Source organism: Paenibacillus sp. FSL H7-0942 (assembly GCF_045040715.1).
Lineage (GTDB): Bacteria > Bacillota > Bacilli > Paenibacillales > Paenibacillaceae > Paenibacillus > Paenibacillus amylolyticus.
On record NZ_CP150279.1, the window covers coordinates 4,461,343 to 4,479,228 of the forward strand.

At 44.5% G+C, this 17,886-nt stretch carries 16 protein-coding genes; 4 read left to right on the top strand and 12 right to left on the bottom strand.

Going from position 1 to position 17,886, the window contains the following annotated elements:
* Positions 1-23 precede the first annotated feature (23 nt).
* The 3 genes from MHI48_RS19835 to lpdA form a co-directional block, all read right to left on the bottom strand.
* Entirely contained in the window at positions 24-1,010 is a 987-nt protein-coding gene (locus MHI48_RS19835; RefSeq protein ID WP_017687621.1) for an alpha-ketoacid dehydrogenase subunit beta, read from the bottom strand.
* A 2-nt stretch (positions 1,011-1,012) separates the two neighbouring features.
* Positions 1,013-2,041 carry a thiamine pyrophosphate-dependent dehydrogenase E1 component subunit alpha gene (locus MHI48_RS19840; protein WP_017687620.1) on the bottom strand — a complete coding sequence of 343 codons (1,029 nt, stop codon included), beginning with the start codon at positions 2,039-2,041 and terminating at the stop codon, positions 1,013-1,015.
* Between the two features lie 139 nt (positions 2,042-2,180).
* A complete protein-coding gene (gene lpdA / locus MHI48_RS19845; protein ID WP_405141550.1) occupies positions 2,181-3,605 on the bottom strand; it encodes a dihydrolipoyl dehydrogenase in 1,425 nt (474 codons plus the stop codon).
* Between the two features lie 224 nt (positions 3,606-3,829).
* Between lpdA and MHI48_RS19850 the strand changes: the two genes are divergently transcribed.
* Both MHI48_RS19850 and MHI48_RS19855 read left to right on the top strand, forming a co-directional pair.
* Positions 3,830-4,147, top strand: coding sequence for a DUF2627 domain-containing protein (locus MHI48_RS19850; RefSeq protein ID WP_017687618.1), 318 nt, complete (start codon positions 3,830-3,832; stop codon positions 4,145-4,147).
* A gap of 63 nt (positions 4,148-4,210) precedes the next feature.
* Positions 4,211-4,558 (top strand): potassium channel family protein, encoded by a 348-nt coding sequence (locus tag MHI48_RS19855; RefSeq protein WP_036607883.1) that lies wholly within the window; start codon positions 4,211-4,213, stop codon positions 4,556-4,558.
* A gap of 8 nt (positions 4,559-4,566) precedes the next feature.
* Here the strand turns inward: MHI48_RS19855 and MHI48_RS19860 are convergent, their stop codons facing one another.
* Positions 4,567-4,779, bottom strand: a complete 213-nt coding sequence (locus MHI48_RS19860) for a hypothetical protein (RefSeq protein WP_340984743.1) — start codon at positions 4,777-4,779, stop codon at positions 4,567-4,569.
* Positions 4,780-4,956: 177 nt separating this feature from the next.
* Here MHI48_RS19860 and MHI48_RS19865 point away from each other — a divergent pair, with 177 nt between their 5' ends.
* Entirely contained in the window at positions 4,957-5,556 is a 600-nt protein-coding gene (locus tag MHI48_RS19865; protein ID WP_017687615.1) for a thymidine kinase, read from the top strand.
* A gap of 121 nt (positions 5,557-5,677) precedes the next feature.
* Here the strand turns inward: MHI48_RS19865 and MHI48_RS19870 are convergent, their stop codons facing one another.
* From MHI48_RS19870 to MHI48_RS19890, 5 genes are all read right to left on the bottom strand, one after another.
* Positions 5,678-6,154 carry a hypothetical protein gene (locus MHI48_RS19870; protein WP_017687614.1) on the bottom strand — a complete coding sequence of 159 codons (477 nt, stop codon included), beginning with the start codon at positions 6,152-6,154 and terminating at the stop codon, positions 5,678-5,680.
* A 534-nt stretch (positions 6,155-6,688) separates the two neighbouring features.
* Positions 6,689-7,339 (bottom strand): hypothetical protein, encoded by a 651-nt coding sequence (locus tag MHI48_RS19875; RefSeq protein ID WP_405141553.1) that lies wholly within the window; start codon positions 7,337-7,339, stop codon positions 6,689-6,691.
* 209 nt (positions 7,340-7,548) lie between these two features.
* Positions 7,549-8,586 (bottom strand): NAD(P)/FAD-dependent oxidoreductase, encoded by a 1,038-nt coding sequence (locus tag MHI48_RS19880; protein WP_315371718.1) that lies wholly within the window; start codon positions 8,584-8,586, stop codon positions 7,549-7,551.
* Between the two features lie 159 nt (positions 8,587-8,745).
* Complete coding sequence (locus MHI48_RS19885; RefSeq protein WP_405141555.1) at positions 8,746-10,719, bottom strand: AraC family transcriptional regulator; 1,974 nt, start codon at positions 10,717-10,719, stop codon at positions 8,746-8,748.
* Between the two features lie 188 nt (positions 10,720-10,907).
* Positions 10,908-12,806 (bottom strand): ABC transporter substrate-binding protein, encoded by a 1,899-nt coding sequence (locus MHI48_RS19890; RefSeq protein ID WP_405141557.1) that lies wholly within the window; start codon positions 12,804-12,806, stop codon positions 10,908-10,910.
* 270 nt (positions 12,807-13,076) lie between these two features.
* On the opposite strand from MHI48_RS19890, the gene MHI48_RS19895 reads away from it, so the two are divergent.
* On the top strand, positions 13,077-13,889 hold the full coding sequence (locus MHI48_RS19895) for a hypothetical protein (RefSeq protein ID WP_405141559.1): 813 nt from the start codon (positions 13,077-13,079) through the stop codon (positions 13,887-13,889).
* 265 nt (positions 13,890-14,154) lie between these two features.
* Here MHI48_RS19895 and MHI48_RS19900 read toward each other — a convergent pair whose 3' ends face one another.
* From MHI48_RS19900 to spoIVB, 3 genes are all read right to left on the bottom strand, one after another.
* Positions 14,155-15,111: a GGDEF domain-containing protein gene (locus tag MHI48_RS19900; RefSeq protein WP_405141561.1), complete on the bottom strand. Its 957-nt coding sequence runs from the start codon at positions 15,109-15,111 to the stop codon at positions 14,155-14,157.
* Positions 15,112-15,536: 425 nt separating this feature from the next.
* Positions 15,537-16,346, bottom strand: a complete 810-nt coding sequence (spo0A, locus tag MHI48_RS19905) for a sporulation transcription factor Spo0A (protein ID WP_036614349.1) — start codon at positions 16,344-16,346, stop codon at positions 15,537-15,539.
* A 195-nt stretch (positions 16,347-16,541) separates the two neighbouring features.
* Entirely contained in the window at positions 16,542-17,870 is a 1,329-nt protein-coding gene (gene spoIVB / locus MHI48_RS19910; protein WP_036614352.1) for a SpoIVB peptidase, read from the bottom strand.
* Positions 17,871-17,886 lie beyond the last annotated feature (16 nt).

Here is a 17,886-nt window from a genome sequence, read left to right on the forward strand (position 1 = left end):
TTTAAACGATCCAAAAAACGAAATTAAAACTCGGCAAGTGTACGCATTGCTGCTTTGGCTTTGTCTTTGCTCAGCATGTAGAATTTCTCCAATGTTGGGCTAATTGGCATGGCCGGCACATCAGGTCCGCAGAGACGCTGAATCGGTGCATCCAGTTCAAATAGACATTCCTCACTAATAATAGCTGCAACTTCGGCGCCTACGCCACCCGTTTTGTTATCTTCGTGTACGATCAACACTTTGCCTGTCAGACGAGCGGAAGCAATAATCGCTTCACGATCCAACGGTTGCAATGTGCGCAGATCCAGAACGTGTGCTGTAATGCCTTCTTCACGCTCCAGCTCCTCAGCAGCCTGCATGACAAAATGCAGCGGCTGACTGTAACCGATCACCGTAATATCCGCACCCTCACGAAGTACGTTGGCTTTACCAATCGGAACGATGTAATCATCTTCAGGCACATCTTCCTTGATAAGTTTGTAGCATTTTTTATTTTCAAAAAAGAGTACCGGGTCCGGGTCGCGAATAGCGGCCTTGAGCAGTCCCTTAGCATCGTATGCCGAGTAGGGAGCTATAATTTTCAGACCAGGTGTACCAAAGAAAATCGATTCCGGACATTGGGAGTGATATAACCCACCGAAGATCCCGCCACCAATCGGCGCACGGATAACAATCGGACAACTCCAGTCATTGTTGGAACGATAGCGGATCTTCGCCGCTTCACTAATGATCTGGTTGGTTGCCGGCAACATGAAGTCCGAATATTGCATCTCGGCAATCGGCTTCATGCCATACATCGCTGCACCAATGGCAACACCTGCAATAGCAGATTCAGACAAAGGTGTGTCCATCACTCGCATTTCACCAAACTGATCTTGCAGCCCTTTAGTTGTGGTAAACACACCACCTTTGAGACCTACGTCTTCACCAAGGATAAAAACATTCTCATCCCGTTCCATCTCTTCTTTCATTGCGAGACGGATTGCATCAATATATTCCATCACTGCCATACTTACCGTCCCCCTTCTTCGCTGTCCGCATAAACGTGCGTCAGAGTGTCCTCAGGTTTAGGATATGGCGCGTTGTCTGCATATTCAGTTGCTTCTTTCATTTCCAGCGCAAGCTGGGAAGCCAGATCCGCATCCCGGGCTTCGTCCCAGATGCCACAATCGATCAAGTAGTTCTTCATGCGAGGAACGCCATCTTTCTTCCAGTTCTCCTCAACTTCCTCTTTGGTCCGGTAAGCCAGATCATTATCGGAGGTGGAGTGAGGTGACAACCGATACATCATCGCTTCAATCAATGTCGGGCCTTCCCCGGCTATGGCACGGCGACGCGCTTCCTTCACTGCAGCATATACTTCTAATGCATCGTTACCATCTACACGCAGTCCGGGGAACCCGTATCCTTGTGCTCGATCGGATATTTTGCCGCTTAACTGTTTGTGAATCGGTACCGAAATTGCATATTGATTGTTCTCACACATAATAATGACAGGCAATTTATGCACACCTGCAAAGTTGGCTCCCTCGTGGAAGTCACCCTGATTGCTTGATCCTTCGCCAAACGTAACAAAAGAAACAAATTCTTGCTTCTTCATTTTGGCAGCCAGTGCAAATCCAACAGCGTGCGGAACCTGTGTTGTAACCGGGCTGGAACCCGTCACAATCCTCAGCTTTTTGTGACCGAAGTGACCGGGCATTTGCCGACCGCCACTATTCGGATCTTCCGCTTTTGCAAAAGCAGACAGCATCAACTCACGCGGAGTCATGCCTACCGCCAGTACAAAGCCGTAATCGCGGTAATAAGGTAAATAATAATCGTGATCCCGATCCAGACCAAAAGCAGCGCCTACTTGCGCAGCTTCCTGTCCTACACCGGATACGTGAAAGTTAATTTTGCCAGCCCGTTGCAAGAGCAAGCAACGCTCGTCAAACTTGCGCGCGAGCAGCATGTATTTGTACATATCCAATACTTCACCATCGCTAAGTCCCAGCTGTTGATGCCGGTGGACCGCGTCTGCAGTACCTTGTGAACTCATATGAGGTACCTCCTTTTAATCAGAACCTGTGCCACTCTTACTACCCGATCTTATAACCTGGTACTAAGACTTGGCTTAACCTTATTATAATCCCTTTTACCCAAAAAAGGAAAGGACCTTTCTCATAAGCTTGTTTGGCTTACATTCCAATGGCCTTTCCATCGACCGCCAACATGGCTTCACCCATAATTTCTGACAGAGAAGGGTGCGGATGAATGGTTTGTCCAACTTCCCAAGGTGTGGCATCCAGCATCTGAGCCAGAGAAGCCTCAGCGATTAATTCCGTCACATGGGTGCCAATCATATGTACCCCCAATATATCATTCGTCTTGGCATCTGCGATCACCTTCACGAATCCATCCCGACTTCCGTGAATGAGCGATTTGCCAATGGCCGAAAATGGGAACTTGCCTGTTTTAAGTTCATAGCCACGTTCTTTGGCTTCTCGCTCGGTGAATCCGATGCTTGCTGCTTCCGGACGTGTATACACACACCGCGGGATGCGATGGGATTCTACGGCATGTACCGTTTCGCCTGCCAGATGATCGACAGCGAGAATGCCTTCATGACTTGCGGCATGTGCAAGCTGCAAACCGCCGATGCAGTCACCAATGGCGTAGATGTGACCTTCACCGGTCTGTAACTGTTTGTTCACAGCGATGAATCCACGCTCCAATTTGATATCTGTATTTTCGAGTCCGATATTTTCGACATTAGCTTGACGTCCAACCGACACGAGCATTTTCTCCGCTCTCAGCGTTTCCTGCTTATCGTCACCAAGCTGCACATCAATCTGGATGCCCTCTTGATCCGTGTTATATGTTTCCGTTAGAACAGTGGCACCTGTCAGGAAACGAACACCTCGTTGGCCGAGCAATCGCTGCATTTCTCTGGCAACATCCTCATCCTCGGCAGGCAACACGTGAGCAGCTGCTTCTACTACTGTGATGTCTACGCCAAAGTCATTCAGCATGGATGCCCACTCCAGTCCAATCACACCCCCACCGACAATGACGAGTGATGTAGGAAGTTCATCCATACGCAGTGCTTCGTCGCTGCTCATTATGAATTTGCCGTCCGGTTCCAGGCCCGGCAGCACACGAGGACGCGAACCAGTGGCAATGATGAGATTGGTTGGTACAACCGTATCCATCTCGCCATCTTCGAACTCTACAGCGACTGCTCCGCTCTGCGGTGAGAAGATGGATGGTCCGATGACGCGACCTTTCGCGTGTACAACCTGGATTTTATTTTTTTTCATCAAATACTGAACGCCCTGGTGGAGCTGTTCGACAATTGCATCCTTGCGCGCCTGTACTTTGGGAAATACAAGTGTAGCTCCAGCTGTCTCGATACCATACGTCTCGCTCTCCTGGATTTCGGCGTATACTTCCGCACTTTTCAGCAAAGCCTTACTCGGAATACAGCCACGATGCAGACAGGTACCGCCAAGCTTGTCCTTCTCAATGATAACAACCTGTTTTCCCAGCTGTGCAGCCCGGATCGCGGCTACATATCCACCGGTTCCTCCTCCAAGAATTGCAACATCACATGTAATTGGCATCTCTCATGCTCTCCTCTATGAATCAAATTTCAATATAATTTATGATGGCTTAAATCATGGTTTAGCTTATACCCTCTATATGCCATTGTACTCTCCTTGAGCGGTCAACTCAAAGTTTGAACCAATCACACATGGACAGCCTATGCATTCCAAGCTATGATGGAATCAGGTATGATCTGTAAGCGTAACCTTTATTTAATGTCGACTTTGGCAGAAAGGGTATAATGCTCATGAATACAAGATTGGTCTTTGCGCGATTTTTGGCAATTGTTGTTCTGGTCATCCCCGGGTTAATGGCTATGAAGGGTTTTCTGATGATGAAAGATGCCCTGTTCCTATATTATGCCGAGCACGGGAACGAACTGATTTCACCAGGATTCCAGTGGCTTTCCTTTGGCGGTGGACTTGTCCTTTTTGCCGCAGGTATGAGTTTTCTGGGAGGCTGGATCTTGTTCCGTGACCGCAAGCGTAATTATGTAGGTCCCCGTTTCCGGTCCAAAAGTGTACCCGAAAAAGCAGAGACGCCCGGAAGGACTCCATGAGTCCGGGCTTTTTGTGTGTTTATACAACACACCGCCTACTTTACATAGACAGGATGGATCATCATGGTATCATTTCTAATCACGTTACAACGATTGCTCAAAGGCATTTTCCATGCGTTCAAAGACCCTAAGTTTCTGGCTCTGTTCGCATTAACGGCAGCAACGTTGCTATCAGGCACTTTATTTTACACTCGTGTTGAAGGTCTGCACTGGATCGATGCGTTATACTTCTGTGCGGTTACCCTGACTACGGTGGGACATCCTGAATTTGTGCCAACCACCGGATTCAGCAAAGCCTTTACCGTAATCTACATGTTTGCAGGCATTGGTCTCACCTTTGCCATGATTGCCAGAATTACAGCAGGTATTCTATTCCCTCGCAAATTAAAGACAGAAGAGGACCCGGAGTAATCTCCGGGTCATTCGTATAAGGCATCCCGCAGTTTGGTAGACATACGTGATTCTTTGGAAGAAGACTTCAAGATCGTTCTACGCAAGGTAAGGTTACTTGCCTGCAGTCTCTCCGCTTCTGCGAGCAGTTCTGCAAATAACGCCTGCGCCGCTTCATCTAGAGATCCCTGTTCTTTCAGGCTTTCATATCGCTCTTGAAGTGATGATAATGCTTCACTCATACTAAAACACCTCTTTTCACAACTCCTGTTAACTAGCTGCCGTAACCAATACCTTAACATTCCATATAGTAACACAAAGCTGCGCAGATTAGTTCTGGCTCTTTCCAAAGATTTTGTGGTACTCTGTAAAGGTCGCTTTTTTTGTTGAATCCCGTATGTGAGAGGAGTAGCAGCACCGTGCAAACAGGACGTATTACCGTAATTACTGGACCCATGTTCAGTGAAAAATCCGGTGAACTCATTCGCCGTTGTCAGAAATTAATACAATTTGGCCGTAAAAAGGTTGTGGCCTACAAACCAGCCGAGGATAATCGGTTTGCCCAGGACGAGATCGTAAGCCGAATTGGTTATCGACTCCCTGCCCATTCCATTCCCCGGCAATTAACCCCGGAATCCGTAGAAATGATCTTGAACCAAACCATAGATGCTGATGTTGTTGCATTTGATGAAGTACAATTTTTCAGCAGTGCCATTATGGAACTTGTCTCGGAGTTAGCGTATTGTGGCAAACATGTCATTGTGGACGGACTTAATATGGATTACCGTGGTAAGGAATTCGGATATGTCGGTGGTTTGCTTGCCATGGCAGATGACATTGAGAAACTCTCGGCTTTCTGTGCGGTATGTGGCAGCCCAGATGCAGCCTTTACGCAACGTATCGTCAATGGGGAGCCTGTTACCTTGGGTCCGGTTGTCATGATTGGCGATTCAGAAGCTTACGAGCCACGCTGTCGTTGCTGCTTCATTCCTCCTCACAAAGTTGAATGCTCATCATAATTCCTAAAAGATCGATCTTAGATATCTTCCAAAAAGGCCCCTTGGGGCTTTTTTTGTTATAGAGCAAACATTCGTACAAAAAAGCACCGCTTCGCAGCGATGCTTCCAGAGTCACTTCCCGCTAGTCCCGGGAAACAAAATATTTGTTGGTCATGTAGTAAGCGTCACCACGCGACGTTTCCACCATTCCTTTTTTGGCATCCAAAAATACAATTTCTTTACACTTTGTACAGTACCATTTTGTGCGCTTGTATGGGGATTCCGTCACATAAGCCGTGCCACATTTACAATCAATCTTCATTAATAACTCGGTTGATTTATAAGCACTGGACAAGCGTTCCAGGTTATCCTGCTGCTGTGTAGGCATAATGGTCTGCTGATAATCCGATAAATGATTTTGAACCTTGAAGTCTGCTACCAATCCTGCATTCAATCCAAAAAACTCCTTGCCGATTTCGGTCACGAAGCGCTTCTCATTTCTGTAGCAATCCAGCCACTCAATAATCTGCTTATTAGACAGTGGAACCGTACCCTTGATACCGCTGTTTAAGGTGTAGGTCATGATGTATAAAGTATCGTCTTGTCTACCTGAGTACATTAGAATCCTCCTTCGAATACATTTGCTAATGTACTACAAAAACGCGCATAAATCAAAAAATTCTTATTTCCTGAGCGCATCTCTTCTTATTAAATGGGAAACATTCCACGTTCATCCGCTAAAGACTTACAAGAACTGCATACACCTGAAACATTTCCCTGTGGCGCGGCATAATGCACGACCGATTTAACGTTTTTCTTGCATATGGAACAGTAGTGCCTCCTTTCCTTTTTTGGGATATAGTCCGATAGCTTAACCACGTTTTTGTTCGGTCGGAATCGTTGTAAGAAACCCGGCCATTTCATCTCGCTTCACTCTTTCTTGTTCGTCTACTTCGTAGTCATTTTTTTACTCTGGGCTAAAAATCATCTCGTCTTTTTTTATGTATACGATTCCAAGTTGTGCGTGCCTATCTCATAATCTATTCGACGTTTTGAGCGTTTTTCCTGTTTTTAATCTCTACACATATAAAAAAAACCGACAGAACCTGCTCTCCTTTTTTTCGGAAGAACAGTATTTTAGTCGGTTCCAGCCTTATTTATAAAAAGTTCCCAGAACGTCCAGCTCTGATGAACGCTCAATTCGAAATGGATAGATATAACCCTGATTCATTCGGGTAAATTTGCGGCTCCACAGATCCAGTCCCGATGTGAACTGATAGGCCTGATATATAAACTTGGAGCAGTAATTGCGCTCAATACTGCGCAGATTGGTCTGCAAACGGTAGAATTTTACCTGCTTGTAATGGTCGTGTACCCACCCGGCTGCTTTCATTCCTGCCTCATTCAATCTGGAACGGAATACAATGAAACGATCTCCTTCATAAAATCGCGTCAGATACCACTCTAATGAATCAGCAAATACAGGCCCATAAGGGTGCACATGATACACCTTGCCGTCGAGACCGATAATGCCCATATGCCCGGCGTAATACGTCGATTCCGAGCTTGGCGTGTACACAATATCCCCTGGCTCTAGCTTCATCTCGCCCAACACGTTAATTGGCAAGTCCTGATGCAGCCGTTTGGCTGCAGAACGTTCACGCCGCCCTTCAACCAACAAGCGATGAAGCGTGCCAGCCAGTGCGAGATACATTTCAGACCATTTGATCTTTTTTTTATCAGATCGTTTGAACCACCGCTGGATGAAGGCGAAACCTCGTTGTGGCTGTGATCCCTTTTTCATACGCTGCACTCCACTCTGATCTAGTTATTATTTCTTGATGTTATTCTACAGTTTCTCAGGCTTATTATAGACATTTGATAGTGTATATTCAATTCGTTAGCCGTTGTGTCTGGTGAAATTATGCCTTCTTATTAACCATTTTATGCAAAAAAGATGACTTCGGGATTAAATTAACCCGAAGTCATCTTAACGTATGCAAATGCAGACCTTTATTCTTCTACAACACCAAGTGCTTTATTTTTCTCCTTAAAGCGACTGTTATGGGAAGAAACATAAGCCACTTTCTCCGCTTCAGGGTCCATGTAAAGCTTCGCACTGTTTACCGCTAGGGCTGCATCAGTGAAAGTACCTGCAATCAGGTACAATTTGCTACCATAATCTACAAAATCACCTGCGCCAAATACGCCGGGAACATTGGTTTGTAATCTCTCCGTTGTAGTGACATGCCATTCGCCAAGATCAAGTCCCCAATCCCGGATTGGACCAAAGTCACTCTTCATGCCATGGTTTACAATGACAGCATCGACTTCAAGCAGTTCAGTTTCACCTGTATCCACGTGTGAGATGGTCACCTGTTCAATCACATCACCACTCATACTATGCAGTGTCTCTACCGCATATGGTGTACGGACATCTACAGAGGATTCTCTCATACGCAGTACATTACGCTCCAACCCGCCAAAGCGGTCACGACGATGCACAACCGTAACTTGCTCTGCCAGGGCTTCCAGTTCATTCGCCCAGTCCACAGCAGAGTCGCCTCCACCCGAGATCAACACACGTTTACCACGGAATGGCTCCAGTTCTTGCACGGTATAGTGGAGATTGCTAACCTCGTAACGGTCTGCACCTTCAAGCTCCAGTTTGGCCATTTTATATATACCATATCCGATTGCCATAATGACGGTACGTGTCCAGTGTTGCTCACCTGTTGCAGAAGTTAACAGAATTGTGCCATCAGGTTGACGCTCGAATCCTTCGATCTGTTGTTCAAATACGAGGGTTGGCTCAAAAGTTCTTGCCTGTTCTTCCAATTGTTTGATCAGATCTTCACATAGAATTGGCGTCACACCCCCGACATCCCAGATCATTTTCTCCGGATAAAAGAGCATGCGACCTCCCAATCTGTCACGTGCCTCAATCAACTTGGTCTTCATATCTCGCATGCCGCTATAAAAGGCAGAGTACATGCCCGCAGGGCCACCGCCGATAATGGTTACATCATAAAGTTCCAACTGCTGATTCATATTAAAAATACCTCCGTTAATTCGATCCAGAACATCGAGTATTTGATATCGATTCTCATTATCACTTAAATCCTAGTGTAATGGTAATCTTATCAAAATACAATGGCTAAAAAACAAACATTTCTTGTACAAAAATTTTACGAACAAATCCGCGCTTTACTATTGCGCTCTTGGAGCCGCCAACAACTTTTCAACAACAAAATCAAGTTGTTTATTAATTGAATAGATATCCGAATAGTAGAAGAAATCAAAATCAATCTCAATTAGGCGACCTTCTTTAACAGCCGGGATGCTACTCCATATTGGATCATCCGTAAGGTTATCTGCCCCTTCATACACCGAACGAAACACGTAGTCCCCGATATACTCAGGCAGTACTTCCATGGATAAATTGGAGCCTCCCGCTTCCGAAACTACATCAATTTTCTTTTGTACCACTTCAGGTGCTTTCATCCCCAAGTATTCATATAATGCCTGAGATCCTCGGCCATATTGCTTGCTCTCTACAACGACCATACCTTTCAAACCGCCCTCCACAATGGAAACCGTTTTGTCTAATATGCCTGCGTCTGCTAGTGTTTGCTTACTCTCTTCGACTTTGCTATTGAGATTATTGATTAATGTCTCAGCTTCCTGTTCTTTGCCAAAAATACTCGCTATACTCTGGAGTCTTTCTTCTGTTGTCATTTTCTCGTATGGAATATATACCGTAGGTGCGATATCTTTTAACAACGTATACGTCTCTTCTGAAGGAACAATGATCAGATCCGGATCAAGATCAATGACAGCTTCAGGATTCGGTTCGAACCAGGTACCTAGTGAATTTACACCTTCAAGCTCACTCTTGTAGGCAGCCCCGTTGAATACTTCAGATGTAGCAATTGGCTTAATTCCAAGCGCAACGACGTCTCCCTGGAGATATAGTACAACAACCCGTTTCGGATTCGCTGGAACAACTACGTCGCCCTTAACCGTTGAGACCGTGCGTGTTTCATTGTCTTTGTTCGTCTGGCTTCCTGTGTCTGATGATACTGCCGTACTGCTGTTATTGGAACTGGCACCCGTTCCTTCGCCAGCTGCTGGTGTTGTTGCTGTACCTGAAGAGCAGGCTGCGAGGAGCATCGTTATGCTTAATAATGCAACCATAATCATACTGGAACTTGTTTTTCTTCTTTTCATTGGTGTAGACCCTCCGTCTATATATTGATAATGATTCTCATAATCAATATATCCCGACTTCCATCTTCGGCCAATGGACGATTCAGAGATTACCAATGGACGATCCTCTGCTCTCGCTTCTTCTCTTATCTTTCTTTGATACTGAATCGGAGAGATCCCCACATGTTTTTTGAAGATACGACTAAAATAATACACATCCGAATAACCCACTTCTGCTGCAATTTCACTCAGCGTTGCATCAGATCGTACAAGCAGATTTCGAGCCTTGGCGATTCGAGTCTGAATTAAATAATCAATGGGACTGTAACCCGTCTGTCGTTTGAATTGCATGGATAAATGTCGGGAACTGTAGTTGAATTGTTCAGCCAGGAAATCAAGCGTGACCTGTTCCCTATAATGATTCTGTATATAACGAAGTGTTTGTTTCACCGGGTCAGCAAGCTCTGTTTTGATCTCCTGCTCTGCCAATTGAACCATCATTTCATGAATGAACTGGTAAAATAAACTTTTTGTATGAAGCAGATCCAGACTGCCAGATTGACTCCATGCACCTTCAAGCTCATCAAGGTAACGTAACAACCCCAGCGGATTACTCGGTGCAAATCCATATTGCAAAGAGAACGGTGCAACTTCCGGCTGTGCCAATAACCACTTTTTACGATAACCAGGAAAGGCAAGGAATGCTCTGTAATAGAGCAGAATATATTCGAAATCTTCGTTGGTTTGGATATCCAGTGAAGATCCTTTGGCCCCATGAAGCATGTAGAACCGCTCTGCCTTGTATGTTTGTCCATCCAACTGAAGCACAGCTGATCCTCGAATCGTATATATAAAACCGTTTGCCGGAAGTGTGTAAGAACTCAGTTGTGCCCCTGCCTCCATAACGATTCGGCGTATATCCAGAACCTTAACAGCGGCATGATTCCAGCATTTCATCTGTTCGTCTAATTGCATCGAATACTCTCCAATCCCAACCTCATCCGGAACAAAAGCCTTAGAAGGTCATCATTCTGCCACACATCCGATAACATATGCCTAGCAGAGGTTCACTAAAGTACCTTTATTATAAATGATAATAATTTTCATTATCAACTGAAATTTAGAATGGAATTGGATTTCATCTCATCAATCACTTGTTAGACTTAATTTGGTTCAGAGATCTCCTTAAACCACGCGGCCAATTCCTCTGTTTGATCCAATGTTGCAATCGGGTCAAAGTACCATGAACGATCCGGGCTCCAGATAAACACACGATCATTTTTAACCGCATCCAGTGAACTCCAGACCGGTTTCGATTTCAACTCTTCCAGGGTCAGATTATCTGCTGTTAGAATGATATAGTCTCCGGCAAATTCAGGAATCGCTTCCGATGAAACTTCAACCAGTTGATCCTTCATTAAGATCTCTTTTTTATCTGCAGGAGGATTCAAACCAAGCGCGCTGTAGACTGCCTGACCTCCCCGACCAAAATTATCACCAAAGGCCAACGGTGCTTTATCATAGAACTGCATGACCGACACCTCGGCCTGCGGATCAATTGCCTCACTAACACGTTTCTTGGCATCTGCAATTCTTGCATCATAATCGGCTAACCATGCCTCAGATTCTTTTTCTTTATTTAACACTTCACCGAAATAGGTAATTTCTTCGTGGGTATTTTTCAATTCACCATAAGGTACAACCAAGGTAGGTGCAATTTTGCTAAAGGAATCAAATAAATCAGGATTACCTGTCACAATGAGATCCGGTTCAAGTTCCAACACCTTTTCGAGAGAAATGGTTTCATATTCACCAATATTCTGCACACCCTCAAGTGATTTGATAAAATAAGGATTCTTCAGGTTCATCTCGGGTGTACCCACAGGCTTGATCCCCAGGGCAATCAGACTTCCCAGATACAAGTCAACCACAATCCGTTTAGGTTCAGCAGGGATTGTAATGTCTCCCTTAACCGTTGAGACTGTGCGGGGTTCCGATGATTTGCTTTGATTCTCCGCTGTTACTGTCTTCGTGGAACTTGACGTACTATTGCTTCTGGATGCATCCCCGCTTGAATTACTGGCAACACCTGTTGAGCAGGCACTTAGCAGTAACGTAAGACTTAGTAAAATGCTAAGCAGCATTCCCGTTCTTGTCTGTCTGTTCATATTTAATGACCCTCCGTGTTTATATTGATAATGATTATCACCATCAGTATAAACATACCTTCCACTTCCACCTCTGAAAATGTCATTTCGCGCCACACCTGATGTCAGATCAGGCCAATATAGGGGTGCTGAGGTCTTTTCTTTAAATTGCAAAGGAGAAAGACCTGTATTTTTCTTGAACATACGCCCCAAATAATATCCATCCGGATAACCGATTCCTACAGCGATCTCATCCAATGTGGCGTCCGTTTGCAGCAACATCTCTTTGGCTTTGAACAAACGAAACTGAATCAGATAATCGATGGGACTGGTTCCAGTCGACTGCTTGAACTTGCGTGACAAACTTCTTGGGCTGGTGCCAATCATTTCTGCCAAAACATGAAGTGTAAGTGGCTGGGTGTACGAAGACTCTACAATTTCAATGACTTTGCTGACCTGATCCAACATACTTGGATAGCGATTGGATACACGAGGAATCTGTGATGAGATCTGCTCCACAAATGCATAGAACAAACTCTTGGCCTGAAAGTGCTGAATAGGGTTCTTTTGATCCCACAAAAAGTGCATCTTTTTCCATTGCTCATATAGAATGGTTGGCATATCGGGGGTAAAGCCATAGTTCATTTGGAACGGATTGATACGCTCCATTAACCTTCCCAGATCATTTCTCCCTCCACTAGGCAGGTTTGCTTTGTACATCAAGTAATATAGGCGCAATCCGGATTCGCCTGCTTGAATCACCAACTTACTCCCTTTTCCCCCATGGAAAATATAAAAGCGACTCACTTCATATGTTTGATTGTCAATCGTCACTCCAGCATCACCCTGAATGGTGAGTACAAAGGTACTTGTCGGAAATTTGTATTTCATCTCTTCATATGCCTCTAATTCCATGTAACGGATATCTGTTATACTCACCGCAGCATAGTTCCAGAGGATATAATAATCATTCCACATTTTGCTAACCCATCTCCGTCTACATAGATTGTGTCTGAACTTCCACTCGCTTATTGATAACCATTATCAATTATTATGATGAAGTACGCAATACAACCGACGCAAAATGAATACATTGCGAGGAAACAAGAGCTATTCAAATCCTTCTCTTAACATCCGATATATGTAAATAGAACCATGATAAAGCGTAGAAGGAGAACAGAGGATATGAATTCAATCTCATCTGCAACCAAAAGCAGTTTCACTCCCGGGAATCAAGTCTCCAATCGGGATAAAGAAATTCAGGGACTCATGCAGCAGAAAATCCGGCTCAATGAAGAAATGCAAGGTGTAAAAACCAATGACGAGTTGGATACCAAAACCAAAGCTCAGCGAATAAAATCCTTAACAAGCTCCATTTCCCAGATCGACAGCCAGATTGCCCAAATTAAAGCTGAAGAATTGCAAGAAAAGAACAAATTAAGACAGCCCGAAAAGGCTCAACAGCAACAACCCAAACCAACCGACGAGGCACAAGCCCCTTCACTCGATCATCTGATCAAGCATAGTCAGACTTATGATCAATTGGGTAAGCTGGTCGGTTTGCGTGATCGCATGCAGGGCTACATTCAGACCACCGAAGGAGAAACCCGCTTTGACCGACTTGTTCTCGAGATCAATCCTCCCGCAAATGATCTCGATCTAGGCAAATCAATGATGTTGGAAAATTCAGAACGCACCGTCTTTCAAGCAAAGCGAGAGACCGTCCAGGACATCAACTCCCAGTTAAATAAGGTCAATCAGAAGATTGGGGAACTGGTAGAAGAGATCCATCAGCCCGCACCTATAAAAGGAGTACAACCACCTATCTCTGCAACATCTGGAGAAGAAGATCAGGAAGTAAATGAAGGAAAGAAAACGGGAAATAAGGAGCACCCTTCAGATGACGGAACCACAGATCAGGAATCAGGAAATGGTCCGCAAACTACGGCTTCTACATCTCCTGCTGCTTCATATCCATCTGTCGATATTCGAATCTGAGTACGCATTGATCAAACATAATTTTATGTATACATAATGAGCTTAAAGATTAAAGTGGCTCGTTTGCTACACAACCTTTGACTCGCATCCAATGATAGAACCGCTATTACAGGTGACTAACTCCTGATAAGTAGCGGTTTTTCTGTATTTTAACGTTATGGGTATAGAGGCGAAGCCTCAGCTTCCGAAGAAGCTTTCTTACAGAAAGCTTTTAGACCCACATCTTCAGGTTCTCTCTGTCCTCTACGTTCTCGTAATTTTATGTCTAGCACGAAGTACCGGCAGTATCATTTGCACAGATGATACTTCCAGCAATCGCTTTACAACCTTTTTTGATGCGTGTGGCCTCATCAATTATCTGATCTATGTTTTCATATTTTCGCTTGCTATTGGTTACAACGGCGATGGATACCGACACGAGAGGAATGAGCCGATTTAGCCCGGAACGTCCTTCCCCCAAAACATATTGATGATGCCAATCATGTTCGTTGTAAAATGTCTTTTTCATTTCCTCAAAACCTGAGATGACTTCCTCACTAATATATTTGTAATCATGGTGATTCAGGATCGTAATAAAATCATCACCACCGATATGTCCAAGAAAAGCTTCAGGGGGAACAAATAGCTTGCGAAGCAAGTTAGCTGTCGCCTGAATAAGCTGATCCCCCATTTTGAAGCCGTAGCTATCATTGTAGGATTTGAATTGATCGAGATCAACGTACAGTACGCTAAATTGGTCCATCTGAAGAGCCTGAGACAGCCTTTCATCTATGATATGATTACCAGGAAGACCAGTCAGCGGGTTCATAAAAATCGCCATTTCAGCCCGTACATCAGCAACAGCGAGTAGCAAACGCCGAATACTCACAGCTCCAAAGAAACTTTCTCCTGACGTGACCAACACAAGATCATATATATCCCCTTCATCTCGATCCATGGCTAGAACACTGACATCTGTAATCTGTTCCGAATAATCCACGACCAGTGCCTGCGTATTCATCACCAGTTCTACAGGACGTCCCATATACAGATTATAGCCATACTGGGTGCCAATCTGCTGAAAGAATCGGGGCCGCATCATTAATGACACATCCTTCTCCCCCATAACAGCTATACCTTCCAGACTAGGATTGGACTTGAAAAGATGATAGACGATATCACATTTTGTATCAGATTGTACTACAGGAATTGGTTCAGCAATCTGGCCTATTTGCGTAAACATACTATTCTACTCCTCTGTTCGTAGCATCATATCCGAACTTTTCAAATATATATGTAGGTCTTTGTCAATGGTCACATCGTACCACTTTCTACTTGAAAAAGCGTTAACTGAGAGTAAAAGTTTATGAAATATTTCCTTTTCTAAACTTTGCTATAGTGAGCTTATTTTAATGCTTGATCTCAAAATTTTGAAGCAATCATGCAACACTAAATTTCATCATCATGTTCTGTGTTATTTCGTTATGCAAAAATACCGTCATTTACTGGATATCTTTAATCCAATAAATGACGGTATTCGTTGGCATATATTACAGAAGTTTATCGGCATGAAATGAACGAATTCAGATATAGGCCGCCAAAAATCCATTTGGCTAGAATCAAATTTGAATCCAAACTATACTTGCCAGCTCACTACTCCTGACCCTTTCAGCTTACCTTATGCTCAATTCTCAGCTTGTCAGCAACCATCGCGATGAACTCGGAGTTCGTCGGTTTAGACTTGCTGATGTTGATCGTATAACCAAACAAGTGGCTGATGCTGTCGATGTTACCGCGAGTCCATGCCACTTCAATGGCATGACGGATGGCACGTTCGACGCGGGACGGCGTGGTTTTGAATTTTTCGGCAATCGCCGGATACAGTGTTTTTGTGATGGCTCCCAAAATTTCGATATTGTTATACACCATCGTAATCGCTTCGCGCAAATACTGATATCCTTTAATATGCGCAGGAACGCCGATTTCATGTATGATGGACGTAATATTTGCATCCAGATTTTTGTGTTTGCCCATTGGCACAACATTGGATGATTTCATGAACATGGATGATCCGCTGCTTGTGGACATCGCCGTCTGTGTTCCCACCAGTTGACGCACACGATTCGCAAGCACTTCCATGTCAAACGGCTTAAGAATATAATAAGAAGCTCCGAGTTGCACGGCACGCTGTGTGATATTCTCTTGTCCGAATGCCGTAAGCATAATGACTTTAGGCTGTGGAGACAGGTTCAGGTCGCGCAAGCGCTCAAGCACACCCAGTCCGTCCAGGTGAGGCATGATAATATCCAGAATCAATACATCCGGCACATCCCGAGTTTGCTCCAGCAATTGCAGTACTTCTTCTCCATTGTATGCAATACCGGTTACTTCCATATCTTCCTGCTCAGATATATATTCGGCAAGCAAATTCGTAAATTCACGATTATCATCGGCCAGCAATACCTCAATTTTTTGCAAAACGGTATCCTCCTTTAAATTAAACATCGTTTCGTACATTTCCTTACACGTTTAATTTTCGACACAGCCAGTTAAATTCCTCCTGTCGAAAATTATTTTTCTTTATTTTTTTTTCTTGATCCTATATAATAAATAATTTATTTCATTATCCGATATATTATGTTTGCTTTCGACAAAAAAGAACCTCAGGGCTGTTTAGCCAGCCTTGAGGTTCTTATCGTTTTCCTTTTTCATCATAACGCCAGCATCTTGTAACATCCATTCAATGAAGCAACCGTAACCCGATTTTGGATCATTCACGAATACATGAGTAACTGCACCGATCAATTTACCATTTTGTACAATGGGGCTGCCACTCATCCCTTGAACGATACCTCCGGTCTTATCCAGCAGTTTCGGGTCCGTAATTCGAAGTACCAGACCTTTTGTTGCTGGTTCAGTTTGATCTGCCACATGAACAATGTCAATGGAGAAGCGTTCAACTTGTTGACCGTCAACCACGGTAAGTATTTCGGCCGGTCCTTCCTTTACTTCATGAGAAAAAGCGACGGGAATGCCTTTCGAATACAAACTGTGCTCAGGATTTCCAGACATTTTACCAAAGATACCAAAAGCCGTATTACGTTCAATATTGCCCAAAATTTTGCTTTCCTTGAGGAAATGAGCACGTTTTTCACCCGGATCACCGGTCTCGCTCTTCGAAATTGACGTTACATTGGACTGAACAATCTGACCACTACCCACAACAATAGATGTCTGTGTGTTCATATCTGTAATGACATGGCCCAGTGCGCCATATACGCCCTGATCGGGAGCATAGAAGGTAAGTGTGCCAACACCGGCTGCAGAATCACGAATGTACAATCCAAGCCTCCACGCTTGATCCTCGGAGTCATACGCCGGAGTTAATCGTGTCTTCACCGTTTCCTTACCACGTTTTAACACAACATCAATACCTTTTTTACTTTTCCCTGCAAGTTCAACGGCTTCAGAGACACCTGCTACGCCATCCAGACGTTTTCCATCCATATGCGTAATCAGATCTCCGAGCTTAATGCCCGCTGTTTCTCCGGGCGATACACGCTCATCCTGACCGGAACGGACCAGATGATGTCCAACCACCAGAATGCCTGCCGATTTAACCTTGACGCCAATCGTTTGTCCCCCGGGTACAACACGCAAATCCGGTATCACATTCACATGGACTGTTTTGACCGGAATTTTACCCCACAACTTCAACGTTAATTTGGCATGTCCCGTCTGTTGAGGGTGAAGATGCAAAGGTTGTTGCCTGGTAACATGCATCGCTGCCTGATCATCCAAACCAACGATATCAGGACGATCTACAACGGCGCTTGAAGCAGCAGGTACAGCGAGCCGGACATCCGCTTGCCTGCCAGCAAACACCTGCAATTCATCCGGCAGTGAAGCATAACTTTGCACAGGCTGAATGGCCTGGCTAATCACACAAAGAAAGAAGGCAAATAAAAGACCTAGCAATTTCTTCCTGAGGGGGGAATTCAATGGCTGTCACACTCCC